Source organism: Flavobacterium suaedae, assembly GCF_014642915.1.
Classification (GTDB): Bacteria; Bacteroidota; Bacteroidia; order Flavobacteriales; family Flavobacteriaceae; genus Flavobacterium; species Flavobacterium suaedae.
This window is the reverse complement of the sequence record NZ_BMJE01000003.1, coordinates 411,147-435,482: the sequence shown is the minus strand read 5'-3', so window position 1 is coordinate 435,482 and position 24,336 is coordinate 411,147. Positions and strand designations below refer to the sequence as shown.

General features: G+C 36.3%; 23 protein-coding genes. 12 read left to right on the top strand and 11 right to left on the bottom strand.

What is annotated here, in order from left to right; translation table 11 throughout:
• Positions 1–3 precede the first annotated feature (3 nt).
• The 9 genes from IEW45_RS07905 to IEW45_RS07865 all read left to right on the top strand — a co-directional run bounded on the left by IEW45_RS07905 (position 4) and on the right by IEW45_RS07865 (position 9,878).
• The gene (locus tag IEW45_RS07905; RefSeq protein ID WP_188620685.1) at positions 4–1,395 is read left to right on the top strand and encodes an MFS transporter; all 1,392 of its coding nucleotides are present in this window, start codon (positions 4–6) and stop codon (positions 1,393–1,395) included.
• A 41-nt stretch (positions 1,396–1,436) separates the two neighbouring features.
• Positions 1,437–2,630 carry a glycoside hydrolase family 130 protein gene (locus tag IEW45_RS07900; protein ID WP_308421039.1) on the top strand — a complete coding sequence of 398 codons (1,194 nt, stop codon included), beginning with the start codon at positions 1,437–1,439 and terminating at the stop codon, positions 2,628–2,630.
• Positions 2,630–3,802, top strand: a complete 1,173-nt coding sequence (locus tag IEW45_RS07895; protein ID WP_188620684.1) for an AGE family epimerase/isomerase — start codon at positions 2,630–2,632, stop codon at positions 3,800–3,802. The genes IEW45_RS07900 and IEW45_RS07895 overlap by 1 nt, the downstream gene beginning before the upstream one ends.
• Before the next feature lie 34 nt (positions 3,803–3,836).
• The gene (locus IEW45_RS07890; RefSeq protein WP_188620683.1) at positions 3,837–5,090 is read left to right on the top strand and encodes a glycoside hydrolase family 26 protein; all 1,254 of its coding nucleotides are present in this window, start codon (positions 3,837–3,839) and stop codon (positions 5,088–5,090) included.
• A gap of 30 nt (positions 5,091–5,120) precedes the next feature.
• Positions 5,121–6,458 (top strand): glycoside hydrolase 5 family protein, encoded by a 1,338-nt coding sequence (locus IEW45_RS07885; RefSeq protein WP_229665921.1) that lies wholly within the window; start codon positions 5,121–5,123, stop codon positions 6,456–6,458.
• 105 nt (positions 6,459–6,563) lie between these two features.
• On the top strand, positions 6,564–7,382 hold the full coding sequence (locus tag IEW45_RS07880; RefSeq protein WP_188620682.1) for a hypothetical protein: 819 nt from the start codon (positions 6,564–6,566) through the stop codon (positions 7,380–7,382).
• 129 nt (positions 7,383–7,511) lie between these two features.
• On the top strand, positions 7,512–8,507 hold the full coding sequence (locus IEW45_RS07875; RefSeq protein ID WP_188620681.1) for a sodium:calcium antiporter: 996 nt from the start codon (positions 7,512–7,514) through the stop codon (positions 8,505–8,507).
• A gap of 72 nt (positions 8,508–8,579) precedes the next feature.
• Positions 8,580–9,380, top strand: a complete 801-nt coding sequence (locus IEW45_RS07870; protein WP_188620680.1) for a TIGR00266 family protein — start codon at positions 8,580–8,582, stop codon at positions 9,378–9,380.
• Positions 9,381–9,461: 81 nt separating this feature from the next.
• Complete coding sequence (locus tag IEW45_RS07865; RefSeq protein WP_188620679.1) at positions 9,462–9,878, top strand: hypothetical protein; 417 nt, start codon at positions 9,462–9,464, stop codon at positions 9,876–9,878.
• A gap of 62 nt (positions 9,879–9,940) precedes the next feature.
• Here IEW45_RS07865 and bglX read toward each other — a convergent pair whose 3' ends face one another.
• From bglX to IEW45_RS07850, 3 genes are read right to left on the bottom strand one after another with little or no spacing between them, the layout of a single operon-like run.
• Complete coding sequence (bglX, locus tag IEW45_RS07860) at positions 9,941–12,214, bottom strand: beta-glucosidase BglX (protein ID WP_188620678.1); 2,274 nt, start codon at positions 12,212–12,214, stop codon at positions 9,941–9,943.
• A gap of 7 nt (positions 12,215–12,221) precedes the next feature.
• Positions 12,222–13,619, bottom strand: coding sequence for a sialate O-acetylesterase (locus tag IEW45_RS07855; RefSeq protein WP_229665920.1), 1,398 nt, complete (start codon positions 13,617–13,619; stop codon positions 12,222–12,224).
• Complete coding sequence (locus tag IEW45_RS07850; protein ID WP_188620677.1) at positions 13,606–14,706, bottom strand: SGNH/GDSL hydrolase family protein; 1,101 nt, start codon at positions 14,704–14,706, stop codon at positions 13,606–13,608. The genes IEW45_RS07855 and IEW45_RS07850 overlap by 14 nt, the downstream gene beginning before the upstream one ends.
• A 217-nt stretch (positions 14,707–14,923) precedes the next feature.
• Between IEW45_RS07850 and IEW45_RS07845 the strand changes: the two genes are divergently transcribed.
• Positions 14,924–15,604 carry an SRPBCC family protein gene (locus tag IEW45_RS07845; protein ID WP_188620676.1) on the top strand — a complete coding sequence of 227 codons (681 nt, stop codon included), beginning with the start codon at positions 14,924–14,926 and terminating at the stop codon, positions 15,602–15,604.
• 31 nt (positions 15,605–15,635) lie between these two features.
• Here the strand turns inward: IEW45_RS07845 and IEW45_RS07840 are convergent, their stop codons facing one another.
• The 7 genes from IEW45_RS07840 to IEW45_RS07810 all read right to left on the bottom strand — a co-directional run bounded on the left by IEW45_RS07840 (position 15,636) and on the right by IEW45_RS07810 (position 18,868).
• Positions 15,636–15,911, bottom strand: a complete 276-nt coding sequence (locus tag IEW45_RS07840; RefSeq protein ID WP_188620675.1) for a SemiSWEET family sugar transporter — start codon at positions 15,909–15,911, stop codon at positions 15,636–15,638.
• 23 nt (positions 15,912–15,934) lie between these two features.
• Positions 15,935–16,885, bottom strand: a complete 951-nt coding sequence (locus IEW45_RS07835) for a cation diffusion facilitator family transporter (protein ID WP_188620674.1) — start codon at positions 16,883–16,885, stop codon at positions 15,935–15,937.
• Positions 16,875–17,306 carry a transporter substrate-binding domain-containing protein gene (locus IEW45_RS07830; RefSeq protein ID WP_188620673.1) on the bottom strand — a complete coding sequence of 144 codons (432 nt, stop codon included), beginning with the start codon at positions 17,304–17,306 and terminating at the stop codon, positions 16,875–16,877. The genes IEW45_RS07835 and IEW45_RS07830 overlap by 11 nt, the downstream gene beginning before the upstream one ends.
• 11 nt (positions 17,307–17,317) lie before the next feature.
• The gene (locus tag IEW45_RS07825; protein ID WP_188620672.1) at positions 17,318–17,683 is read right to left on the bottom strand and encodes a SpoIIAA family protein; all 366 of its coding nucleotides are present in this window, start codon (positions 17,681–17,683) and stop codon (positions 17,318–17,320) included.
• A 172-nt stretch (positions 17,684–17,855) separates the two neighbouring features.
• Positions 17,856–18,122 carry a hypothetical protein gene (locus tag IEW45_RS07820; protein ID WP_188620671.1) on the bottom strand — a complete coding sequence of 89 codons (267 nt, stop codon included), beginning with the start codon at positions 18,120–18,122 and terminating at the stop codon, positions 17,856–17,858.
• 94 nt (positions 18,123–18,216) lie between these two features.
• Positions 18,217–18,510 (bottom strand): hypothetical protein, encoded by a 294-nt coding sequence (locus IEW45_RS07815; RefSeq protein WP_188620670.1) that lies wholly within the window; start codon positions 18,508–18,510, stop codon positions 18,217–18,219.
• Between the two features lie 55 nt (positions 18,511–18,565).
• Positions 18,566–18,868, bottom strand: coding sequence for a hypothetical protein (locus IEW45_RS07810; RefSeq protein ID WP_188620669.1), 303 nt, complete (start codon positions 18,866–18,868; stop codon positions 18,566–18,568).
• Between the two features lie 218 nt (positions 18,869–19,086).
• On the opposite strand from IEW45_RS07810, the gene IEW45_RS07805 reads away from it, so the two are divergent.
• A complete protein-coding gene (locus tag IEW45_RS07805) occupies positions 19,087–19,611 on the top strand; it encodes a hypothetical protein (RefSeq protein WP_188620668.1) in 525 nt (174 codons plus the stop codon).
• Positions 19,612–19,752: 141 nt separating this feature from the next.
• A complete protein-coding gene (locus IEW45_RS07800) occupies positions 19,753–20,616 on the top strand; it encodes an NHL repeat-containing protein (RefSeq protein ID WP_188620667.1) in 864 nt (287 codons plus the stop codon).
• Here the strand turns inward: IEW45_RS07800 and IEW45_RS07795 are convergent.
• Positions 20,599–24,333, bottom strand: a complete 3,735-nt coding sequence (locus IEW45_RS07795) for a metallophosphoesterase (protein ID WP_188620666.1) — start codon at positions 24,331–24,333, stop codon at positions 20,599–20,601. The two genes, IEW45_RS07800 and IEW45_RS07795, sit on opposite strands and share 18 nt — an antisense overlap.
• Between the last annotated feature and the right edge of the window lie 3 nt (positions 24,334–24,336).

Below are 24,336 nucleotides of genomic sequence, written 5' to 3'. Positions count from 1 at the left end.
CAAATGCAGGAAAAAATTAAATTAAAAGAAAAAATTGCTTACGGGTTTGGCGATGCAGCCTCATCAATGTATTGGAAAATATTCAGTATGTATTTGCTGTTTTTCTACACTGATGTATTTGGGTTGGCAGCAGCTACAGTAGGTACTATGTTTTTGGTAACCAAAGCGTGGGACTCGTTTTTTGACCCGTTTGTGGGTATATATTCTGACAGGGTACAATCACGCTGGGGGAAATTCAGACCATTTTTATTATGGATGGCTGTACCTTTCGCAGTAATAGGTATGCTTACCTTTTATACCCCTGATGTAGATACTAAAAGTAAACTGGTATACGCTTATGTAACCTATTCAATTATGATGATGGCATATTCCCTTATTAATGTGCCGTATGCATCACTTTTAGGAGTTATGACATCTAATGGTAAAGAACGTACAGCATTAGCAACTTTCCGTATGGTATTTGCTTTTGCAGGTAGTTTGGTAGCACTTGGGGCTATAGAACCATTGGTTATTTTCTTCGGTGGGAGTTTAACCTCATCAACAGGGTGGTTTTATACCCTTGTAGTATTCGGAATAGTAGCTACACTGTTGTTTTGGGGGTGTTTTGCAGGAACAAAAGAACGTATTAAACCAATTAAAGAAGAACAATCATCACTAAAACAAGATTTGTCTGACCTTATATCTAATAAAGCATGGCTTATTTTGGTAGGAGCGGGTATTGCTACTATACTTTTTAATACAATAAGAGACGGCGCTGCTATATATTATTTTAAGTATGTAGTAGGTGCTGCCGAAGATGAAAACTATTCTATTTTAGGAATAAGTATATCACTAACAGGAGTGTACTTGGTTTTAGGGCAGGCAGCTAATATTATTGGTGTAATAATCGCTACACCTGTAGCCAATACAATAGGTAAAAAGCGCACATTTTTAGGAGCAATGTTTCTTGCAGCCGTGTTGAGTGCTATATTCTACTTAATACCGCCCACAGGTATAGAAATTATAATGCTGTTTCAATTTTTAATAAGTATCTGTGCAGGATGCGTATTCCCGCTATTATGGTCTATGTATGCTGATACTGCGGATTTTGGCGAATGGAAAGATGGGCGCAGAGCTACAGGACTATTGTTCTCAGCATCATCCATGTCGCAAAAATTAGGCTGGGCAGTAGGTGGTGCCGTAACAGGTTGGTTACTTGCTTATTATGGCTTTAAAGCAAATGTTGTTCAAACAGCCTTTACCCAAACAGGCATACAGTTAATGCTGAGTTTCTTACCTGCGGCGGGAGCAGTTATATCTATGCTTTTCATGTTCTTATACCCGCTTAGCGAAGAAAAATTAAAGGTAATATCTAGAGAATTGGATGAGCGCAGAGCTACAAAAGAATCCAATTAACTAAAACAATAAGTTACACAAGAATAAAAATAAACTAATCAATGGAAGATACTACAATGGCAACGTTATTCGATACCCGTAGACAGGCAGTTCAGGCACAGCATGAAGAACTGCTAGGGAAGAAAAATACTCCGGTTGCAGAAGCAGGAAATGGTATTTTTAAACGTTATACAAATCCAGTGGTTACGGCTGCTCATACACCTTTAACCTGGAGATTTGATTTTAATGAAGAAACCAATCCGTTTTTTCAGGAACGTATAGGTATGAATGCTGCTTTTAATGCAGGTGCTATTAAGTGGAACGGAAAGTATATACTGGCTGTTCGTGTTGAAGGAGCAGACAGAAAATCATTTTTTGCAATAGCAGAAAGTCCTAACGGTGTAGATAACTTTAAGTTTTGGGAAAAACCATGTGTAATACCACAACTTGACGAGCCTGATACTAACGTATATGACATGAGGCTTACGCAGCACGAAGACGGATGGATTTATGGTGTATTTTGTACAGAGCGTAAAGACCCTAATGCTCCTGCCGGAGATACCAGCGCAGCAATTGCAAATGCAGGTATAGTACGTACTAAAGACCTTGTAAATTGGGAACGTTTACCGGATTTAATATCTAATACAGGGCAACAACGTAATGTAGTATTACATGCGGAGTTTGTAAATGGTAAATATGCTATGTATACACGTCCGCAGGATGGGTTTATTGATGTAGGTAGTGGCGGAGGGATCGGTCTTGGTTATATTGACGATATGACTAACCCGATAGTAAACGAGGAAAAAATTATTTTCGGTAAAGAATACCACACCGTATACGAACTTAAAAACGGTTTAGGTCCTGCACCTATAAAAACTGAAAAAGGTTGGTTACACCAAGCACACGGTGTACGTAATACCGCAGCAGGTTTACGTTATACTATATACCTTTTCATGACCGATTTAGAAGATATTACTAAAGTTACCCATAAACCGGCAGGTTATTTCCTTGCTCCTGAAAAAGAAGAGCGTGTAGGAGATGTATCAAACGTATTGTTTGGTAACGGTTGGATAGCTGATGAGGACGGTACAGTTTATATTTACTACGCCTCATCCGATACTCGTATGCATGTAGCAGTTTCATCAGTAGATAAATTAGTTGATTATGTTATCAACACACCTGAAGATACATTTACATCAGGAGGTTCGGTACAAACAATCATCAAACAAGTAGAAAACAACAAAAAAGTTTTATAATGGTCGGATTAAAATCGGACATGCACAGTGAGCTGCTATCTATTTTAGATTATTGGAGTGTCAATACCATTGATTTAAAAAACGGCGGTTTTATAGGCGCTATCGATTATAATGACAATAAAGATTATTCAGCAGATAAAGGTTCAGTATTAAATGCCCGCATATTGTGGGCATTTTCTGCTTCATACCCGTTTACCAAAAATCCAAAACATTTTGCAATTGCCGAAAGAGCATACAATTACATCAGGAAATTCTTTTATGATGAAGAGTATGGAGGCATCTTTTGGAGTCTTAATCATGATGGTACTCCTAAAGATACTAAGAACCAAATTTATGCTATAGCATTTGTTATATATGGCTTAGCGGAATACTATGCAATTACCAAAAGCGAAGAAGCTTTAGAGTTAGCAAAAGAGCTATATAAGGTAATAGAAGAGCATAGTTATGACCCTGAGTATAAAGGTTATTTTGAAGCCTTTACCCGTGACTGGCAGCCTATTGAGGATTTAAGACTGAGTGATAAAGATGCTAACGAAAAGAAAACCATGAACACCCACTTGCATATCGTAGAGGGGTATGCTAACCTTTATAAAGTATGGAAAGATGAAGGTTTAAAGCAAAGTATTCTTAGGCTTTTAACTACCATTGATGAGCATTTTATAAATACCGAAACGGGACATTTAAGACTGTTTTTTAGTGAAGATTGGGTAGAGAAAGAAGATGTTATTTCCTATGGGCATGATATTGAAGCTGCCTGGCTTTTATTGTGGTGTGCCGAGACAATACATGATGAAGTACTTATAGAAAAGTATAAAAAACATGCTATTAGCTTAACCAAAGGAGCAGAGGAAGGCTTTGATACAGATGGCGGGCTTTGGTATGAGTTAGAAATAGCAAACAACCACATGATTGCTGAAAAACACTGGTGGCCGCAATCAGAGTTTTTAATAGGTATGGTAAATGCCTGGCAATTAACAGGAGATAATGCCTATCTGCAAAAAGCACAGAAAAACTGGGAGTTTATACAAAACTATATTCTTGATAAAGATAATGGAGAATGGATATGGGGCGTAAACAAAGATTACTCTGAAATTGAGAAAGACAAAGCAGGATTCTGGAAATGTCCTTATCATAATTCCCGTGCATGTATAGAGTTATTACAACGCCTCTAAAAAAGTGTTGTATAATTAAAAGTTGATGACGATTATGAAAATGAAGTTTTTAAAAATAGCTGTTATAGCTATAGTAGCTACAATGATGAGTTGTTCATCATCGGATAATGGAGGAGGAAGTAATGATGACGGAGGAACTATTACAGATGATGATGGCGGAGTAGTAGTAAGCCCTGATATAGTAACACCTGAAAACGTTAGGAGTTATATGGTAGACCCTAACGCTACAGAAGAAACAGTAGCATTATTCTATAATCTGAAAAAACTGCAAAAAGAAAAGTTTTTAGTAGGACAACAGGATGCTTTTAATGCTTTTTATAATGATGCAGGAGGTGATTCTGATATTAAAAAAGCAACAGGTTACGACCCCGCTTTATTGGGTTCGGACTTTATGTTTATAACCGATGACCAGAATACGGAAGAACCGTCTAACTGGTTTTATCAGCAGGAAATTTTAATTACTGATGATGTTGAAGAAGCATACAATAAAGGAATGGTAAATGTTTTAGCCTGGCATTTTAGAGAGCCGTATGAAGGAGAACATTTCTACACATCTGAAATGACTGATTTCCAAAAATTCAATGCTTTCCCAAGCATATTACCGGGAGGTGAAAATCACGATTATTACAAAGAAAAACTGGATAAAGTAGCCGAAGTATTAAGTAATATTAAAGGAGCTAATAATGAATTGGTTCCGGTTATATTCCGCCCTTTCCATGAGTTTGACGGTAACTGGTTTTGGTGGGGTAGTGCTTACTGTACACCGGAACAATATAAAGAAGCGTGGCAGTTTACTGTAGAATACTTGCGAGACACTAAAAATGTACATAACGTTATTTACGCCTATTCGCCGGACAAGTCTTATACTACCGCTACAGCTTACCTGCAACGTTATCCTGGGGATGATTATATTGATGTTTTAAGTATGGATAATTATGGCGATTTTGACGGTAGTAGTGCTTCAGGGGTAAGTACTGCTAATGATAAATTAAAAATGGTTTCTGATTTAGCGATAGGAAAAGTTAAAGTAGCAGCACTTAGCGAAACGGGCTACAGAGTAACTGCAGATAACAGTCCTATAAGTGGCTTCTTTAATACCAATATATACAATGCCATGACTAATAATAATGTAGAGCTTGCATTTGTAATGTTTTGGTCTAATGGCGGGGGAGGTTACTATGTGCCACCAGCAGGGCAATCTAACACTCAGGATTTTGTAGACTTTACTCAAAGAGAAGAAACAGTGCTGCAAAATGATATTCCTGATATGTACACTATTTCAAAATAAAAAAAGATACGAAACAAACTATAACCAATCATGAAGACTAATAAACTATTTATATGTCTGGCAGCATTTCAAATGCTTGTTTCTTGTGGCGATAAAAAAACAAAAGAAGAAGCTACGTCTGAAGAAACTCAGCAAGACACTGTTGCTATAGAAAGAATCACTGTAAAAGGAACAGAATTTTATAAAGGCGATAAACCTTACCGTTATGTAGGTACTAACTATTGGTATGGGTCACTGTTAGGTGCTAAAGAAGGTGGAAACCGTGAGCGTTTAGCAGAAGAACTGGATATAATGAAAGCCAATGGTATTGACAACCTGAGAATAATGGTAGGGGCAGAATCAGGTGAACAAGATTATACTGTAACACCTGCTTTACAACCAAAGCAAGGCGAGTATGATGACAACTTGCTTGACGGGTTAGATTACTTACTTAATGAAATGCGTAAAAGAGATATGCACGCTGTTTTATACCTTACCAATAACTGGGAATGGAGTGGCGGTATGGCACAGTACCTTGAGTGGAATGGTAAGGGCAAACTGCCTAACCCGAACATTCCGCCAAATACATGGCCACAGTTTATGGAGTATACAAAGCAATTCCATAGTTGTGAGCCTTGTATGGAAGCATTTAATAATCATATTAAATTTATATTAAGCCGTACTAATGCATATAATGATGTAAAGTATACTGAAGATAATACCATTATGGCTTGGCAGGTAGCGAATGAACCACGTGTGTTTACTGCTGATAATGAAGAGAAGTTTACCAAATGGCTTACTGATGTAGTTGCTTTAATAGACAGTTTAGACAGCTACCACCTTATTTCAACAGGTAGTGAAGGAAAAGCAGGTTCGGCTGATGATATAGCTATTTTTGAGCGTACGCATGATAATCCTAAAATAGATCATTTAACAATGCATACATGGCCTAAAAACTGGAGTTGGTATGACCATGCTAATGCAGAAGAAACACTGCCGAAATCTATAGAAAAAGCCATTGCTTATATAGACGAACATATTGCATTAGCCGAAAAATTAAACAAACCAATAGTATTAGAAGAGTTTGGACTGCCAAGAGAAGGGGAGAGCTTAGATAAAGCATCATCTACAGCAGACAGAGATGCTTTTTATAAAGCTGTTTTTGAAAGATTGGAGCAAAGTAACAAAAACAATGAGCCATTTGCTGCGGTTAACTTTTGGGGCTTTGGCGGTACAGGTAAAAATGACCCTAGCGATGGTAAGTGGAATGAGGGAGAAGATTATACTACCGACCCACCACAAGAACCACAAGGATTAAATTCAGTGTTTGCTACAGATAAATCGACATTAGCTTTGATTAAAGAATATAACGACAAACTTGAAAATTAGAGAGTAGAGTAAGAAGAGAGAAACAAGAAAGGAGCGAAAGCTCCTTTTTTTATTTTTTAAACTATTTTAAAAGTTATATTTGGAGCTTATTAAAACATCAAAAAAATGAAAAAATTACTTTTAGCATGCATGCTAATATCAGGTTTTAACTTTTATGCGCAAAAGTCAGTAAAACTTGATATGAAATATAAAGAAAACACTGTTTATGAACAGGTTTTAACACAAACGGATAGTGTTGCAATGACCTATGGTGGTTCGAAAGATATGTTGGAGTATTTGGAATCAAGCGGTGTTGAAAACCCTACAATTCAGAAGAATATTTCTACAAGTAACTATACAATACAAATAGGTAAAAAAGAGTCAGGAAAAATGCCTATGTCAATAAAAGTGCATTTAGGTAAAGATATGACTGCTTCCGGTTTGATTCCTGAAGAACTGGTAGTATATGGAACTGTTGAAGAAGGTAAAACACCTACTTTTGAATCTATAGATGCTCCTGATATGGAACCATTGTTAAAAAATACATTTCTTTCTACAATGCAAACAATGCAAAAACAATTGTTTATCCCAAATAGGGAAGTTAAAGTGGGGGAATCATTTACACAGAATATGCCTCTGGAGATTCCTATGGGTGCAGGACAGCACTTAAAAATGGATAATGATATAACCTACAAATTGGTGAAAATAGAAAACGGAAAAGCTTATTTTGATGTATTGTATGATGTAGAAATGCAAATGGATTCTACGGAGGGAATAGCAGATGGCTCAGGCTCAGGAACAGGGACCTTTGTATATGATATTAAAAATAATTTTCCGGTTGAGGTAACAAGTAACATAACCCTTTCAATGCAAATGAAACAGGATATGTTTACTATTGAAGTAGTAAATAACAGTATATCTAGGCAGCAAGTAACTATTAAGTAAAATAGTTCAGGTTATATAATACAATTCAAAAGGGGCTTTAGCTCCTTTTTTTATTTTAAGAGCATACAGTTTTTCTGTAAATTTACCCGAGCCGTTTTTCAGGCTATAATCAGTAATCAATAATTTAATATGTATATCGACATTCTCGGGTTTGTAGTATGTGCAGCCATTATATTTTTTGCAGGTAAAAAGTTATCCTATTACGGTGACCTTTTAGCCGAACTTACCGGTATGGGCAAAGCCTGGATAGGTTTCATATTAATGTCAACGGTAACTTCACTGCCCGAGTTAATGGTAGGTATAAGTTCGGTGTCAATAGTAGGTTCTGCCGATTTAGCTGTGGGTAACATTGTAGGTAGTTGCGCCTTCAATCTTGGTATACTGTCTTTAATGGATGTATTTACACCCAAAAACAAACCACTTTTCAGTCAGGTATCGCAAAGTCACATACTGGCAGCCTCTTTTGGGGTTATTTTAATTGTTTTGGTAGGTTTGGGCTTATTCCTAGATGATATTATAATATCACCTTCTATGGGGCTTATTAGCCTTTCTTTTGGGGTTATATATTTACTTTCAGTGCGTTCTATATACAATTATCAAAAAATAAACCCTGTACAAGAGGAAGCTACAGCTATAGAACAATCACCTGAATTAACACTTCGGGGTGTAGGGTTAAAATATGGCTTTTTCGCATTGATTATAATAGCGGTAGCATTAGTAATACCATATTTCGCCGATAATATTGCAGCGCAAACAGGTTTAGGGGAATCATTTGTGGGAACATTGTTTTTAGCCACCTCAACCTCATTACCCGAAATAGCAATTTCAATGATAGCGATCCGTACAGGCTCTGCTGATATGGCGGTGGGTAATTTACTGGGGAGTAATATTTTTAACGTATTTATATTATTCTTTGGCGATATATTTTACACAAAAGGCTTGTTATTAAAAGATGCTTCCGATGCTAATTTGATTTCGGTCTTTGCAGTAGTGGTAATGACTGCTGTAGCCATAATTGGTTTTATAGCTCCGGGACGCAGCAAGAGAGTATTTTTAGCATGGGATACACTGGCTATATTTTTATTGTATGTATTGAATATGGTATTGCTTTATAAATTATCTTAATTTTACTGTAAGTGTAACAAAATACAAGAGTTTACAACTAATAAAGTATCAATCAAAAATCAATATTATATTATGACATCACACGAAATAGATTACGAGATATTTGGCGAAGAAATGCAGTACGTAGAAATAGAGCTTGACCCGCAGGAGGCTGTAGTAGCTGAAGCAGGCAGCTTTATGATGATGGATGATGGTATTAAAATGGAAACAATATTTGGAGATGGCTCGAACCAAAACCAAGGGGTAATGGGTAAACTATTCTCTGCCGGTAAAAGGTTGTTAACAGGTGAAAGCCTGTTTATGACAGCGTATTTAAACCAATTTCACGGTAAACGTAAAGTTAGTTTTGCATCACCATATCCGGGTAAAATAGTACCTATAGATTTAACCAATTACGGCGGACGTTTTATCTGCCAAAAAGATGCCTTTTTATGTGCAGCCAAAGGCGTTTCGGTAGGAATTGAGTTTTCCAGAAAACTTGGGCGCGGGTTCTTCGGAGGCGAAGGGTTTATTATGCAAAAACTGGAGGGCGACGGAATGGCATTTGTACACGCAGGGGGTACATTGGCGCGCCGGGAATTAGCAGCAGGAGAGGTGCTTAAAGTAGATACAGGTTGTATTGTAGGTTTTACTAAAGATGTAAATTATGATATAGAGTTTATAGGTGGTATAAGAAACTCACTATTTGGAGGCGAGGGATTATTCTATGCCACACTAAGAGGACCGGGGGTAGTTTACATACAATCGTTACCATTTAGCCGACTTGCCAGCAGGGTATTTGCTGCTGCTCCGCAAGGTGGCGGTAAAGACAAAGGAGAAGGAAGTGTGCTTGGCGGAATAGGTAGGCTGCTTGATGGAGATAACCGTTTTTAAAAAGACTTTAGATATAGTAACAGAAAAGACCTAATCGGGTCTTTTTCTTTTTTATAAGCGCTATACTTGTATATTTGATATATGAAATCAATACACCTTTTAAAAATCTATATCCCGATATTGTTGTTGTGCTTTGGCTGTGCTTCACAAAAAAAGCAATTAATAACTCCGAATAATCCGTTTGTAATTGAGGTTAAAAGTTTTAAAATTGATGGAGAAGCTTTTTACCAAACCCAAAAGAGTGATACGCTTAGGAATAATAGGTCGTTACCGGTTAAGTTATATGATATCTATTATTTACAGTTGGTAATTAATGAGCAAAAGGAAGAAGGTAATTCAGGTAAGGAATTGGAGTACTTGTTATATGAAACTAAAAATGGAGTTGCAACTGTTCTCTTGAAAAAGAAAATACCACTTAAAGAGAAAATAATTACTATTACTGAAAATAGTGATGAGAAAGCAAAAATACAACTTGAAATACTAGTTGAATTCAAATAAAAAGAGTGCTGATAATTTCAGCACTCTTTTCTTTTAAAGACTAGAATAGATGCGATTCGTTTTTATTTCAATTTAAATTCGGACTCCTGTACGTTATCAGAGCTTGTACCTACAAATACTTTAAATGTACCTGGTTCTACTAAATATTCACCTTCATTGTTATAGAAACCAAGTTCTTTATCGGTTAAAGTGAAAGTCACGGTTTTGGTTTCACCTTTTTTAAGTGTAACCATTTCAAATCCTTTTAATTCTTTAACAGGGCGAGAAAGGCTCGCAGCAATATCTCTTATATAAAGCTGTACAACCTCTTTACCGTCATAATTACCTGTGTTGGTAACATCTATGCTTACTTTTACAGGTTCTCCTTTTTGGTATTCTTTTTTGTCCAGTTTTATAGCACCGTATTCAAAAGTGGTATAACTTAACCCATGCCCGAACGCAAATAGAGGTGTTTTTTCTACATCAGTATAGTGTGACCAAAATACATTATCGTCAGTGTTAGTAGGTCTTCCTGTACTGTGGTGGTTGTAGTAAATAGGTGCTTGCCCAACCCTGCGAGGGAAACTCATAGGGAGCTTACCGCTTGGATTATAATCGCCATACAGCACCTGTGCTACTGCATTACCGGTTTGTGTACCCAAGTGCCAAGCCTCCACAATGGTAGGAATATTTTCGGCAGCCCAAGGTAATGCTAACGGACGCCCATTATTTAATACTAAAACAATATTAGGGTTTACTTTATATATTTCTTCTAAAAGTTCTTGTTGCAGTCCCGGTAAATCAAGTTCGGTACGGCTGCGTCCCTCACCACTTTGGAAACCATGTTCACCCAGTACCATAACTACAACATCAGCTTCTTTGGCTGCTTTTTTAGCTGCTTCAAAACCGCTTCTGTCTGTAGTATTGAAAACTAATTCATCAAGGAAGGTAGTTTTGCCTACGGTTAAGTCAGCACCTTTTTCATATACCAGTTCGTTGCCTTTGTACTTTTGCATACCTTCCAGTACTGAAACCGCTGTATTATCATCAGAGGCTATTCTCCAGCTTCCCAGCGGACTTGTTTTATCATCTGCCAAAGCACCGATAAGCGCAATTTTTTGCCCTTTTTTCTTTAATGGCAGTAATTGTGTTTCGTTTTTAAGCAATACAATAGATTTTTTAGCCATATCCAGTACCGCTTCGTTGTTTTCTTTACTGCCTATTACCTTTTTCTCGCGTTTCTCATCGCAATACTTGTAAGGGTCATCAAATAGGCCCAGTTCAAACTTAACACGTAATATACGGCGTACAGCATCATCCAGTAATGCCTCGTCAACTTTACCGTCTTGTACCAGTTGCACCAGTTCGTTTACATAAGCGTATGATTCCATATCCATATCGGCCCCTGCTTTAACTGCTTTTAAAGCAGCTTCGGCTCTGTCTTCTGCAAAGCCGTGAGGAATCATCTCTCTTATAGATGCCCAGTCAGTAATTACAAAACCGTCAAAGCCCCATCTGCCTTTTAAAATTTCACGTTGCAGGAACTCGTGCCCTGTAGCGGGAATACCGTTCAGAATGTTAAATGAGTTCATATACGTTCGTACACCTGCCTCATTAGCAGCTTTAAACGGTGGTAAAATAGTATTGAATAATGTAGCGTTACCTACATCAACAGTATTATAATCTAAACCTGCTTCGGCAAAGCCATAACCTGCAAAGTGCTTGGCACACGCAGCAATAGTTAACGGGTCGGATAAATCTTCCCCTTGGAAACCATTAACTCTTGCAATAGCTACTTGGCTGCCTAAAAATGGGTCTTCTCCTGCACCTTCCATAACACGCCCCCAACGAGCATCGCGTGATATATCTACATTAGGACCAAATGTCCAGTTAATACCCGATGCAGCAGCTTCCGATGCGGCTACTTTTGCTGAATTTTTTATAGCTTCCATATCCCAGCTGGCAGCTTCGGCCAGCGGTATAGGGCTTAGTGTTTTATAACCATGAATAACATCAAAACCAATAATAAGCGGGATACCTAATCGGGTTTCTTCCACTGCTATTTTTTGCACGGCGCGGACTTCATCTACACCTCTCACAGTAAGCATAGAACCTACAAGCCCTTTGCGAAGGTGCTCATATTTTAAGGCTGCATTACCTTCTTTTGGCGAAGGTCCTGTTACATCCCAAAACCCGTTATATTGATTCATCTGACCTACTTTTTCTTCTAAGGTCATTTTTTGAAGTAGTGCTTCTACTTTTTGTTCTATTTCTTGTTTTTTATTCATTGGTTTGCTTTTTTGTGCCTGTGCTGTACCCAGTGACAGTAAGGACAAAATCAGAATAGTTTTTTTCATATTTCAGTTATTCAATCGCTGCTTTAAATGATGAAGCAGGTAGTTTAGCTTTGTTAAAAAGATCAGCTTGTGCTGTATTATGCCATGCGTAGCGTATTTGCACCGGCTTTTTTACTTCGGGTGATGTAACAATTACTTTGTTCCCTTTTATTTTGGCTGTAGCAGAGTAAAAAGTTCCGTCTTCTCCCGCCAGTTCAAACATCTCTGATTTTTTATTGGTAAAGTATAAACCGTCATCATATTTAAAACTTACAGTAACAGACTTTCCATCAGCTTTAGCACTTTCAAAAAGCGGGCTGTCAACCAGTCCCATGTCTTTACCGTATACTTTTTTCAAAGCGATATTTCCTAAACGTACCCCAACAGGCTTTTTGTTTTGTGGGTGTATATCTTCTATAGTACTTACATCGCTAATAACAACCATATCGGTATTAGATACTTCATCAAGCATTTTGCGTTGCGCATCGCGTACGCCTACTCCCTGATAGTCGCCTCCTTCATACCTGTAAGGAGCTATTTGTACATAGTAGAAAGGAAAATCGTCATTCCATAAGGTTCTCCACGAATCTACAAGTCCGCCTAATGTTTTGTTGTAAACATCAGACCCGCAATTGCTTTCTCCCTGATACCATAGTACCCCTGCTATTTCGTAGCCTACTAATGGGTGTATCATAGCGTTATAAGTACTTCCCGGCTCTGTAGGGCACCATTCTGATTCCTGCGGAGCTTTTTTTGCAGCTTCAGTTAATACAGGGCTTAATTCGATGTATGGTTTAGGAATCCAAACCTCAGCAGCTGTACCACCCCAACTGGAATTCATAACGCCTATAGGTACATTTTTAAGTTCGTTTTTTAGTCGTTGTGCAAAAAAGTAAGCCACTGCACTAAAGTGCTTCATGGTTTCAGGAGTACATACCTGCCACTTACCTTTAAGGTCGAGCTGAGGGTACTCACTCGTCATTTTATTTACAGTAAACAGGCGTATGTTTGGGTAATTGGCAGCAGCAATTTCAGCTTCGGCATTGTCTATACCGGCACTGGGTGTCCATTCCATATTTGATTGCCCTGAGCATAACCATACTTCCCCAAGCATTACATTATTAAAGGTTACTTCGTCATATCCTTTTATGTTTATAGTGTAGGGTCCTCCTGCTTCGGTAGTAGGCACTTCTATTGCCCAGCGTCCGTTACTATTTGTTTTGGTGGTAAAGGTTTCATCTGTCCAGCTGGCAGTTAGCTTTATTTCCTCATTTGTAATTGCCCAACCCCATATTTTTACTGTGGTGTTACGCTGTAATACCATATTGTCAGTAAAGAAGGAAGGAAGCATTACATTAGCCATTACGTTATTAGTTAATAAACAAATTATTGCAATTAATAAACAGGAAAATTTATTCATTTTCATTTAAAACATTTTTAAGATAAGGGGCCAGTTGCGACGCCATTAATTTGTGGTCTTCTATATCAGGGTGATAACCACAACCGTGTGGCGTAACTGAACTGAAATGGAATATTTTAATTAGCTTATGTTGTTTGTTATTTTTAAATGCATCCTTTACACGATTAAGGCATGTATGGAACGTTTCCAGTTTTTCGCCGTTTACCATCGGGCTGTCCAGTAATACTATTTGTGTATCAGGATTATGGCTGTAAAGCATTTTTATAAAGGCTATGTAGTTGTTTACATATTTATCTTCATTAAACGGTAAGCGGGGTTTCTCGCCATCCCCATCAGAAAAGTCATTTGTACCCAATGCTATACAAGTAATGTCCGGTTGGAAACTAAAATCGTAAGGAATTGTATTTTCTCGGTTTAAGTATAAGTTTTCATATACATCAGGCATTATAGCTTCATCTTTATGCTCATCATTCCAGTTACGGTACATGCCAATACCCGAAACAGAGCTTAGCATATAGTCAACATCCAGTTTACGTGCTGTTATAGGACCATAGGCAAAGTAAGCATTGTGTTGGTCATACCATTCGGCAGTGTCACAAGGTATTTCTTCGGTGTCGTTACCCATACCGCAAGTGATTGAATCTCCTATAAATTCTATTTTTTTCTTAGAAACTACCTGGGTTGCCATAAGCTCAGCATCAACGCCGTTAAAAATAACGTTTCCGTTAGCTGCTTCGGTAGCTTTATAAACAGTAAGTGTATGGCTGTCGTTAGCATTACCTTTTACGGTTACAGGGTAAGTTCCTGCTCCGTTTTCTATACGTTGTCTGCCAATGTATTTACCATCTAAAACTAAGGAAACATAGTTATGATGTTCAAATGTATCCTGTGCTTCCAGTTTTAATACACATTTTTCACCGCTAAATGCAAATGATACTGATGAGGCTGAACCGATGAGTATAATTTTATCACCTTTTTTTTCGGTGCGACCTTTTACAACATAGGTTACTTTTTCTGAATTATCTTTCCCTGCGCAAGACAGTGATATAGCGCATGCTATAAAAAGAAGTGTGATTTTTTGTAGATAATGCATTTTAATGAACTTAAAAAAGTAAATGTATAGAAAAAGGTAATTGAGCTTTTGTATTATAATATCAAAAAGTTATAGCATTTTTTCGTTTTTACACTTTATAACTGTAGTACACCCTAATCCTTGCTAAGGTAGTGTTAAAGTAGCAGGCTTTTATTGATGGTTTTTTTAAATTTAAGTAATTGAAAATTAAACGTAATACTTAATAAAAGTAACCAAAATGAAACAGAATATAGGTAAAGCAGAAAGAATAATATCTGCATTGGGAGGTTGTTATTTGCTTTATGATTCGTTAAAGCGTAAAAAGAGCATACCTGAAATTGCAGCAGCAGGTTTTATGGTGTTTAGAGGTGTTAGTGGTTACTGTCCTGCCAGTGGTGCTATAGATTATATATCGGAAAAGAGGCATAAAACTCATAACTCTAATATAAACGTACATAACAGGCTTTTGGTAAAAAAGCCTTTAAAGGAAGTATATGAATTTTGGAGAAATTTAAGCAACCTTCCTTTGTTTATGGAGCATTTGGAAGAAGTAAGGGAAATTAGCGAAGTATATTCAGAATGGAAAGCTAAATTACCGGGAGGCTTTAAAACACTAAGTTGGAAGGCGCAAATAGTAGGAGAGGAGCCTTATCGTTATATTGGCTGGAGTTCTATGCCCAGTTCATCTGTAAGGCATTCGGGTAAAGTAGAGTTTAAAGATGCCGGAGAGCTGGGAACTTTAATTCATATAGTATTTTCTTATACTGCGCCGTTAGGTGATGCAGGTGAGGAGGTAGCAAGATTATTAAATCCTGTGTTCGAGAATATGGTACGTAAAGATGTATTAGGCTTTAAACGCTTTATAGAAACAGGCAGACCTGAAAAAATAAGTCAGGAAACACATAAAATATACAGTTAAAAAAAAACACTGCTTTAAGCAGTGTTTTTTTTTACTCTTTTTCTTCTTTACGCAGTATAGCTATAATTTTCATAAATAAAATTATTCCGCATAGCATTGCTGCTATTGCATTTGCAAAAATTATAGGAATATCCTTTTTTATTATTCCGTATACAAACCATAAAGTTAAGCCTAAAAATAACATAGAGTAAGTAACTACCGAAAGGCTTTTGGTAGACCGTGTTTTTATAACTTTTACAGCTTGCGGAACGTTGGCAATTGTGGTAAAAATTGCAGCTAACATGCCTATTATATCAATAAGGTTCATTTTTTCTTCTAAAAATTAAATTTCTATTTCCATTCAGGCAGTTGTTTAACTATTGTAATTACTACGTCATGCAATTTCCAGTGAAAGTTTTTTAAATCGTGAAGACTGTTTTCAGTATATTGTGGTAAAGGATAATTGCCATCTGCAACAATAAATATTTCACCATAATATACCTGTCCGTGTTCACGAAAGCGACTTTTTGCATCTTTAACCCATTCCCAAGATTTTACATACTCTTCAACTTTAGCTATTAATTCATCCTCTCCTGAGCTGTCAATATGCACAGGACGTCTGTCCATTAAATCTAATATAGCCGTTTTAAGATTAGTATAGCCATCTTTTAAAACAGAACCTGATATTATTATAGCAGCACAGGCATCTGCCCACCATAACCCTGCACCTATACCTATAATACCAACAATAGCTGCAAACGCAGTCATATAATCTGCTTTTTGTGCTGCAGCATCAGTATATAGTATTTTATTATGTAGTTTTTTTGCTATTGGCAGCTTCTTAAATCCTAATATCATTGCCGGTATTGCGCTATAAATAAGTACTCCTATCATTATCCACCCCATCCATATTTGCTGACCGAAAAGCATTATACTGCCAATGGAAGGATGCTCGGTATTTATTAAGCTGATAATTGAATCTACTATTAAAAAACATCCCATCCCGAATAAAGCTATTGACCCTGTTAAATAAGCAATGCTAAATACTTTATGATAGCCATATTGAAATTTATGATCCGGACCCTTGTCTGAAATTTTTAATGCAATTAAAAAGCTTATAGAAGGTACTATACCCAAAGCATCTTCCAGCCATGCCGTTTTCATCGCTTGCGATGACCCCATAACTAAATACATTAGTATAACTACACTAAGCTGGTATAGTATAGTTATATATTCCAGCCTTTTTGCCCTATTTAATTCGGGTTGTAAATGTTTTGGTAGTTCAAACTGCTTAATTTCCATCTTCTCTGTATTGGGTAAGGAAACTATCTAACTTAAACAGAAGTTTATTTTCTCCTTTGGATATTAAAAAACAGTTTTCATTATTATTGTAATTTGTGGTTAACCCGGCTTTTTCTTTCCACACGGTTTTATTATCAAAGCCACCTATTACTACATTTATATTGTAATTTTTTAGCTTTTCTACTAAGGTACTTTCAGAGCCTGATATATAATTTATTTTCAGCCCTTCTTTTTTTGTAAATCTTTCAATTAGCTTTACTTCTTTACCATAAGCTTTTCCCTCTTTATAGTATGAATAAGGAGGGTTGTTTATTACTCCCACCTTTAAGCCTTGTTCCTTTGTTTTATTAAAAGAATCTTCGGGGTCTTTTGGAAAAGAACACCCCACTACAATTAATAAAAAAAGGGTAATACGTTTCATTTTAAATTATTTTATAAATGAGACACCCAACTAACAGCATCCATGTACTCTTCCTTAGGGAAACCTTTATAATTGCCGGGAGCTAAGACGCTAAAAGCATCAACAGCTTTTTTAAGGTTTTCAGAGTCCGAAACAACAGCTACTCTGTTCCATTTTGTAAGCTCTTTAAAGCCCAAAAGCATATCTTGCAAAACTGCGCCTGCGGTATAATTTTCAATATCAGTATCCATCAGCATTAAAAAATTTACCTCATTATTTTGCTTTGCAATTTCTTTTACATGGGGCTCTATAACTGTTTTATAATCATCTTTAGTTACTTTTCCTGTAGCTCTAAATCCGGCTACATTATCAGGGGTATCTTTTAATGTCTCAATCATTTTATTTTTAGTGTTAAAGATTAATCTCTTATAAATTTAAGTATTGTCGCTCGTAATCCCTTTTAAATTAACGCTTGATTAACGCAGCAGGTTTTATTGACAGTTGTAAGCAATAAATAAAAAAAAGAGAGCGGATAGCTCTCTTTAGTAGAATTTATATTAGATTTATTTTTTACATGTAACCATACTTATCAGGATGGTTATCAGTACGTGTTATATTTCTTCCGTTCCTTACAGGTGATGTCATGTGCACATGGTGATGGTGATAGTGTGAATCACTATTACCTTTTACCTGCTTAGGAAAGGTGGCTAACTCATCTGGGTTGATGGTTGCCGGATCATCATATAGCGTATTGCTATATACTCTTTTTTGCTCCTGGCCGGGCTGACCGCTAAAGTTTTGATTGTTTTGGCGGTCATTAAATGTAAATTCAGTCATGACCTTGTAATTTAGTTTTATTAAATTTACTAAATTCTTAGCCAAGAAGCAAATATTTTATTAATTATTCAATATTAGTTCTCTTTTTAGCGATTTATAAAAAACCGTTATCATCGGGCTTAGTATCAGTATTAGTAATATTGGGTCTGTTACTTACTGATTTTGTTCTGTTAGCAAGATGGCTGCTACGCTCTTCTTCCAGGTCAGGGTTCTTTGTTTCTTTTTCTTCCGGGAATGTTGCCAATTCCACAGGATTTATTAGTGCGGGATCATCTTCAGGCACAGGTAATTCATTTTTTCTTTCTTCAGCCGCTGTTTTCTTGTCAGTTACATTTCTATTGATTTCTTTATCAATATCATCTCTTTTATTTTCATCATTAGTTATCATAGCTTTAGTTTTTATTAATTAATATTCAATTTTTCTTTTCTTCTGTAATAGCTACTTACATTTCGCCTTTTTTAACGTTAGTGCTGTCGCTTGCTGCTATTGTAGGAGCACTCATATCATTAACATTCCTTTCGTCTTCTTCTCCTTTGTCTTTATCTTCTTTTTCTTTGAGTCTGCTTATAAAAAACTGATTGTCGTGATTTCCTATATCTTCGCCTTGTATTTTATGGTTATATATTTTACCAACTTTAGCTTCTGCACGTTCTTCCATTTTTTCATGTTCACTTTTTTCGTGACACCCTGTTAAGCAAAGTGCTGAAATTATTAATGCAGAGATTCCTATAGTATGTTTTTTCATGGTTACAGTTTCTTAATTATTAGTAATATAAATTTACCAATATAAAAAAGGAATAGACAGATGTTTAACGCATGATTAACAGCATGTAACGGCTCTTCAGTGCAGCTTATCGAATAAAAATTGCTGTTTAACGTTTTTATTCGGGTACTCAATAATTAATTAATTCCTGCTTATAAATTTGTCTCATAATAACTAATTAGAATTACAAAAGGAGACAAATGAAAAAGATTTTTGCAGCATTATTTTTAGGTTTATTTTTTACATCGTGTTCTAATGATGACAGTACGATTTATGAAAATGCCGAAACAGCTCTTGAAGTAAATGAGATTGTTGCTGAAGAAATATATAGTGCCAGAGGAGTTTTTTTACCAGTACTTTATAGTAAATGTTTTGAATCAATAACAGGAACAATTCGGGCTAATGTTAGCGGAGGATTATCTAATGCCGTTTTGGAGTTTAGTGCAAATATAGGAAACGACTATTCAAGAACTAAAAAGCCTTATGTTTTAGAGTTACACATACAGCAAATTGAAGACTGCGAAGACCCGTTAAGCGATGTTGGGAACGCTGAGGTAATCCAATCTCCTGTATTTTTAAGTACAGCTTATGTACCTGTAATAAGTATACCATCAGAAAATTTACCGGATTACTGCTATAAATGGAAAGTAGTTGTCCATACACAAGATGGGTACTCGCCGTACTGTAGTTCTTCTTCACCATGGTATGAGGCACCATTATTTTAATATTTTAAGGAAATAATTGCACAGCAATATTTTTAACTAGAGGTTTAGTATTTTAAGTTTAAAACCACCGGAATTTTTCGGTGGTTTTTCTTTTTTGTTGTAACTTTAAGTTTGCTATAACAAAATCGCAGAAAACATAAAATGAAAAATATATTATTGTCTATTCCCTTTCTTTTTTGCTCGTGCAATAACACCGGGAAGTATTTAAAAGTAGTAGGGGAGTTAGATAAAAATGAAATATCCGGCATACAGTATATTACAAAAACTAATGATGTATGGGCGCTGGAAGACAGTGGTAATAAAAATGAAATATACAGGCTGGGAAAAAATGGAGGTATAGAACATACTGTTGAAATTGAAGGTGCAGAAAATGAAGACTGGGAAGACATGACTGCCGATAGTTCCGGAAACATCTACATAGGTGATTTTGGTAATAATGATAACGACAGGAAAAATTTAGTTATATATAAAGTAAACCAAGCTGATTTACGTAATGATGAGGTAAAGCCCGAGTATGAAATTACATTTAAATATGAAGATCAAAAAGAGTTTCCGCCTAAAAAATCAGAACGATATTTTGATGTAGAAGCCTTTTTTGAAAAAGACGGTTTCTTTTACCTATTTACTAAAAACAGAAGTGCAGGTTTTAATGGCGACTTTAGTGTTTATAAGTTGCCTAATAAAGCAGGGAATTATACTGCAAAACGTATTGCCACACTAAACAGTTGCGGTGCTTACCGTAAATGTGCTATTGCAGCAGCAGATATAAGCCCCGATGGTAAAACAATAGCATTACTTGGCGGTGACAAAATATGGCTTATAGAGCACTATAACGGTACTTTTATTCAAGACCGAATGCAGCAGTATGAGTTAGGGCATTATTCCGAAAAAGAGGGTATTACTTTTAAAGATAACAATACGTTGCTTATAGCCGATGAAAAGGATAAAGGAACAGGAGGACTGCTTTATGAAATTAAAATATCACAATTAAAAGCCGAACGTTAACCCAAAAGCAAACCTGCCCCCATCAGAACCATGAAAATAGGATACTTTTCCTGTAATTACTTTTATACTGTTAAACCATATACCGCCACCTACACTTTGGTGCCATTTATCTGAGTTTTCTCCATCAGCCCAAACTCTGCCATAGTCATAACCTCCTAATATACCATAGGTAATAGGAACAATATTTGTTTTTCGGTGCCCAATTGTAAACCTCAGGTCAGAACTTTGATAAAACGATTGTTTACCTGTAAAACGTTCTCTTCTGTATCCGCGAAGGTCATTATCTCCGCCAATAGTTGCTGCTTGGTAAAACTCGAAATTATTATTGAATAAAAGTCTTGATTTTAGCTTGGTATGGAATACCAATTTGTCATCAGATGTTATATTATGTACAAAATCAATAAGCCCTTCTGCATAAGGAAAATTTCTTTCCGTTTCATCAAGGCTGGCAGTCCACCCCCCTGTGAATGAAAAAGCCATACCCAGTGCCGGTAAAGAAACATTATCATAGTTGGCAAAGCTATAGGTAGCATTAATTCCTCCGTATAACCTATGCTCAAAAAGTTTAGGGTTAATAGTCCCGGGCTGTATTATAAAGCGGTTATTAGTTTCCTCTACTTCAATAGCTTCAAAAACAGATTGTATTTGTAAAAAACTACCATTTCTGCTTTCTCTGAATAATGAAGGGGCAACACTAAACGTTTGCAATTTTACCCTGTTATAATCCATACCCGTATCATCATCAAAATTAGGACTTTCATTACCAAAGCCAAAGTAATTAATACTGTAAGTGGGGCTTGTAAACCTTGCATCAAAAGCAAAGTTCCATTTAGAGGCAACATTCATAAATTCACCTCTGTATTCCAATTCCAGACCTTGTGTTGCAAAATAAAAGTTTGCTTTTACTTTGTGTTTTTGCGAGTACGGTCTGCGGTTAAAATTGTTCACAATATAGTTTAATGATGCTCCCAACTTAACACCATCATCCGGGTTATATCCCGCAGAAGGGTATACCATAGTATTATTGTACTTTGGTTTTTTTACATCATAACTATTTGTTTGGTAATCATCCGTTAAAATCAATCTTGTTTTACGGTCGGTATTAAATGTGTTTTTTTTGCTTTTAAAATCATAAACTTTAATTCGCTTACCGTTTTCTATGTTATAAATATCATGGTTTTGCCCACCTAAAAGCCTTATAAGTATTGGTTTTTCGGGTTTCCCTTTTACTACAAATTCATCATCATCATCAAGACCATAAATCCATATTTCTTTAGTTTGTTCTCTGCTATATGTTTTACTAAATAAAAATCGTTTTTTGTCTTTTTTAAGACTGTAAACTTTAATTTCAGTAATACCTTTAGGTTTTCGAGTTATTTCAAACCTTTCTTTATCATCTGTCCCTGTAATAATTACCCTTTTAAGTAGCAATTTTCTGTATGCTAAAGCATATTTTTTAAGGTCAGCACGTCGTGCTTTGAGTTTGGTTTTAATCTCTTCAGTAACGCTGTCATTAATTTCTTTAGGTAAATCCTCAAAGGCTTTATCAATAGCTTCATCAGTAAGATGTGTTTGAAGGTAAGTAACCTCATCAAGCCAGTCTTGCTCTGTAGTTTCTACTGTAAAAGCAATATCTAAAGGATTTCCTGATTTATTAAGCCATTTTATACTTTTTACCTCAGCCTCATAATTACGCATGTGGCGCAAAGCAGGTATTTTCATTAAAAAGGGTAAGAGGTTACCGCCATATTTAGCAAAAACCTGATCACGATCGCGTGGTATAGGGTGGTATATTACAGAGTCATTTTTTTCATATTTTGTCCAGCGCCACTGGTCAGAATGCCTGTCCCAGTCGCCAACCAGCATATCAAACAGTCTTGCTCTCACATACGCTTTTTGGTCAACCCTATATTTTCGGTCTTTTCTCAGGTCTTCCAGTACCTCACGCGTACTTTCAATATTTACAGCACTACCATCACTAAAATTAAGTAAGTCGCTATTTTCTTTGCTCGGGTGCTCTTCAATCATGTAAAGTTCATCGCCATAATTCTCGTTATACTCTTTCAAAGCGTTTTGCTTAGGTACGTAGAATAATTTTGGATTGGTGTGGTATATGCCAACACTTTCGGCTAAATCATCAGCTACAAAAGAGCCATATGGGTGTGATGAGGTATAGAAATCCAGCAGGAAATTTTCTGTAAAGGTATGATCTAGTTCATCGCCTATATATTGGTTTTGGAAAGCAGCTTTTTCTAGAAATTGTGTAGCACTTTTTTTAAGACCTCGCATTACGTATTGCCTCCCGTTTTTATCTTCTAAACGTAATGATTTAGACTGATGCCCGCCTCCTGCTTTTACAGGTTTAAGTCCGCCGTATAAAGTATCTATAGCAACTGTTTTAGCTTTTATAGTTGTACCGTAGTAAGAGCGGTAATGTTCTCCAAACAACCATTTATATGTTTTTCCTTTTTGGGTTAATTCTTTGGGGTATACTGATGCTTCAATATACGGAGGAAAACTATCAGGGTATTGTTTTATTACTGTATCAGGTTTTAAATCTATAGTTACATCGAACATCTTTTCTTCACCATTACCTTTAAGGGCAAAGTAATTTACTTTTGCTGTACCATCTTTATAAACATCGAGCACGGCGTAGCCTAAACCGCCATAAGAAAAATCATTAGGAAATATGGCGCGTGCGCCTTCTTCCTTAGAGCCTGCACCACTTATTACTTGATGGATATTATCATGCTCTATGTATTGCAGGTTGTGGTCGTGCCCGGATACTACTATAACATTTTCCTTACCCTGTATAAGTGCTTTAATACGATCAGTAAGTGCGCGGTAAACCCTGCTTTGTTTATCCTGTGTACTATAGCCTGAGGCTTTGCGTGCAAGACCAATTACAGAACCCAACACAGGTAACGGAATTTTATAATGCATAGGATATAGTTGCTTTTTAATAGTAAACTCACCACCGTGAGTTCCGTTAGTAAAAAGCGGGTGATGCATAGCAAGTATTACAATTTTGTCCTGGCTGTCTTTAAGTATATCCTCAAACTCAAGAAACATTGCTTCGCGTGTTTTTATATCGCAATCATCATTAATAGTGGGATAGTTATCCCAGTCTTCCAAAAACCATTCACTATCTATAGTTATCAGTACAATACTGTCGTTAACCTCAACGTCATCAATACCGCACCCATCTCCGGGTAAAAAAGAATCTTTGTCATCAAGCTTATCCGTAATATAATCTTCCTGTTCTTCCAGTCCTTTTAAACCATTGTACCAGTCGTGATTTCCCGGAATAAAATGAATTTGCCCGTTAAATAATTCAGCAAATGCTATTTGGCTGTCTAAACTTGCTTCGGCTTCTGCACGTTTCTTTTCTTTCTTTTTAGGAGGCATACCCAACGGGTAAATATTATCGCCTAAATATAAAAGTGTAGTGTTTTTGCCTGCTCCTTTAATTTTATTTTTAACTACAGATAATAGTTTTTGTGAGTTAGGCTGGCTGGCATAACCTGCATCACCTATTAAAAAGAAACGGTGGTGTAAATTATTGCTATTGAGTATGGTGTCAGTCTTATCTGCCGGGCCTGTTGCTTTTCCATACTGCGGATGAAAAGTAGCACAGGAAAATAACAACAAGGCAGTACAAACAATAAATATATACTTATTTACCCTTGCTGTACGTTTAACCCAAAAGAATTTCATAAT

What these genes read in the sequence shown, in the direction of transcription:
- IEW45_RS07810 (WP_188620669.1), bottom strand. Translation starts at nt 18,868, where the DNA reads ATGAAAAAACATACTATAGGAATCTCTGCATTAATAATTTCAGCACTT.
- bglX (WP_188620678.1), bottom strand. Translation starts at nt 12,214, where the DNA reads ATGAAAAAAACTATTCTGATTTTGTCCTTACTGTCACTGGGTACAGCA.
- IEW45_RS07900 (WP_308421039.1), top strand. Translation starts at nt 1,437, where the DNA reads ATGGAAGATACTACAATGGCAACGTTATTCGATACCCGTAGACAGGCA.
- IEW45_RS07835 (WP_188620674.1), bottom strand. Translation starts at nt 16,885, where the DNA reads ATGGAAATTAAGCAGTTTGAACTACCAAAACATTTACAACCCGAATTA.
- IEW45_RS07880 (WP_188620682.1), top strand. Translation starts at nt 6,564, where the DNA reads ATGAAAAAATTACTTTTAGCATGCATGCTAATATCAGGTTTTAACTTT.
- IEW45_RS07885 (WP_229665921.1), top strand. Translation starts at nt 5,121, where the DNA reads ATGAAGACTAATAAACTATTTATATGTCTGGCAGCATTTCAAATGCTT.
- IEW45_RS07805 (WP_188620668.1), top strand. Translation starts at nt 19,087, where the DNA reads ATGAAAAAGATTTTTGCAGCATTATTTTTAGGTTTATTTTTTACATCG.
- IEW45_RS07815 (WP_188620670.1), bottom strand. Translation starts at nt 18,510, where the DNA reads ATGATAACTAATGATGAAAATAAAAGAGATGATATTGATAAAGAAATC.
- IEW45_RS07895 (WP_188620684.1), top strand. Translation starts at nt 2,630, where the DNA reads ATGGTCGGATTAAAATCGGACATGCACAGTGAGCTGCTATCTATTTTA.
- IEW45_RS07820 (WP_188620671.1), bottom strand. Translation starts at nt 18,122, where the DNA reads ATGACTGAATTTACATTTAATGACCGCCAAAACAATCAAAACTTTAGC.
- IEW45_RS07905 (WP_188620685.1), top strand. Translation starts at nt 4, where the DNA reads ATGCAGGAAAAAATTAAATTAAAAGAAAAAATTGCTTACGGGTTTGGC.
- IEW45_RS07830 (WP_188620673.1), bottom strand. Translation starts at nt 17,306, where the DNA reads ATGAAACGTATTACCCTTTTTTTATTAATTGTAGTGGGGTGTTCTTTT.
- IEW45_RS07855 (WP_229665920.1), bottom strand. Translation starts at nt 13,619, where the DNA reads ATGAAAATGAATAAATTTTCCTGTTTATTAATTGCAATAATTTGTTTA.
- IEW45_RS07845 (WP_188620676.1), top strand. Translation starts at nt 14,924, where the DNA reads ATGAAACAGAATATAGGTAAAGCAGAAAGAATAATATCTGCATTGGGA.
- IEW45_RS07890 (WP_188620683.1), top strand. Translation starts at nt 3,837, where the DNA reads ATGAAAATGAAGTTTTTAAAAATAGCTGTTATAGCTATAGTAGCTACA.
- IEW45_RS07800 (WP_188620667.1), top strand. Translation starts at nt 19,753, where the DNA reads ATGAAAAATATATTATTGTCTATTCCCTTTCTTTTTTGCTCGTGCAAT.
- IEW45_RS07870 (WP_188620680.1), top strand. Translation starts at nt 8,580, where the DNA reads ATGACATCACACGAAATAGATTACGAGATATTTGGCGAAGAAATGCAG.
- IEW45_RS07850 (WP_188620677.1), bottom strand. Translation starts at nt 14,706, where the DNA reads ATGCATTATCTACAAAAAATCACACTTCTTTTTATAGCATGCGCTATA.
- IEW45_RS07795 (WP_188620666.1), bottom strand. Translation starts at nt 24,333, where the DNA reads ATGAAATTCTTTTGGGTTAAACGTACAGCAAGGGTAAATAAGTATATA.
- IEW45_RS07875 (WP_188620681.1), top strand. Translation starts at nt 7,512, where the DNA reads ATGTATATCGACATTCTCGGGTTTGTAGTATGTGCAGCCATTATATTT.
- IEW45_RS07865 (WP_188620679.1), top strand. Translation starts at nt 9,462, where the DNA reads ATGAAATCAATACACCTTTTAAAAATCTATATCCCGATATTGTTGTTG.
- IEW45_RS07840 (WP_188620675.1), bottom strand. Translation starts at nt 15,911, where the DNA reads ATGAACCTTATTGATATAATAGGCATGTTAGCTGCAATTTTTACCACA.
- IEW45_RS07825 (WP_188620672.1), bottom strand. Translation starts at nt 17,683, where the DNA reads ATGATTGAGACATTAAAAGATACCCCTGATAATGTAGCCGGATTTAGA.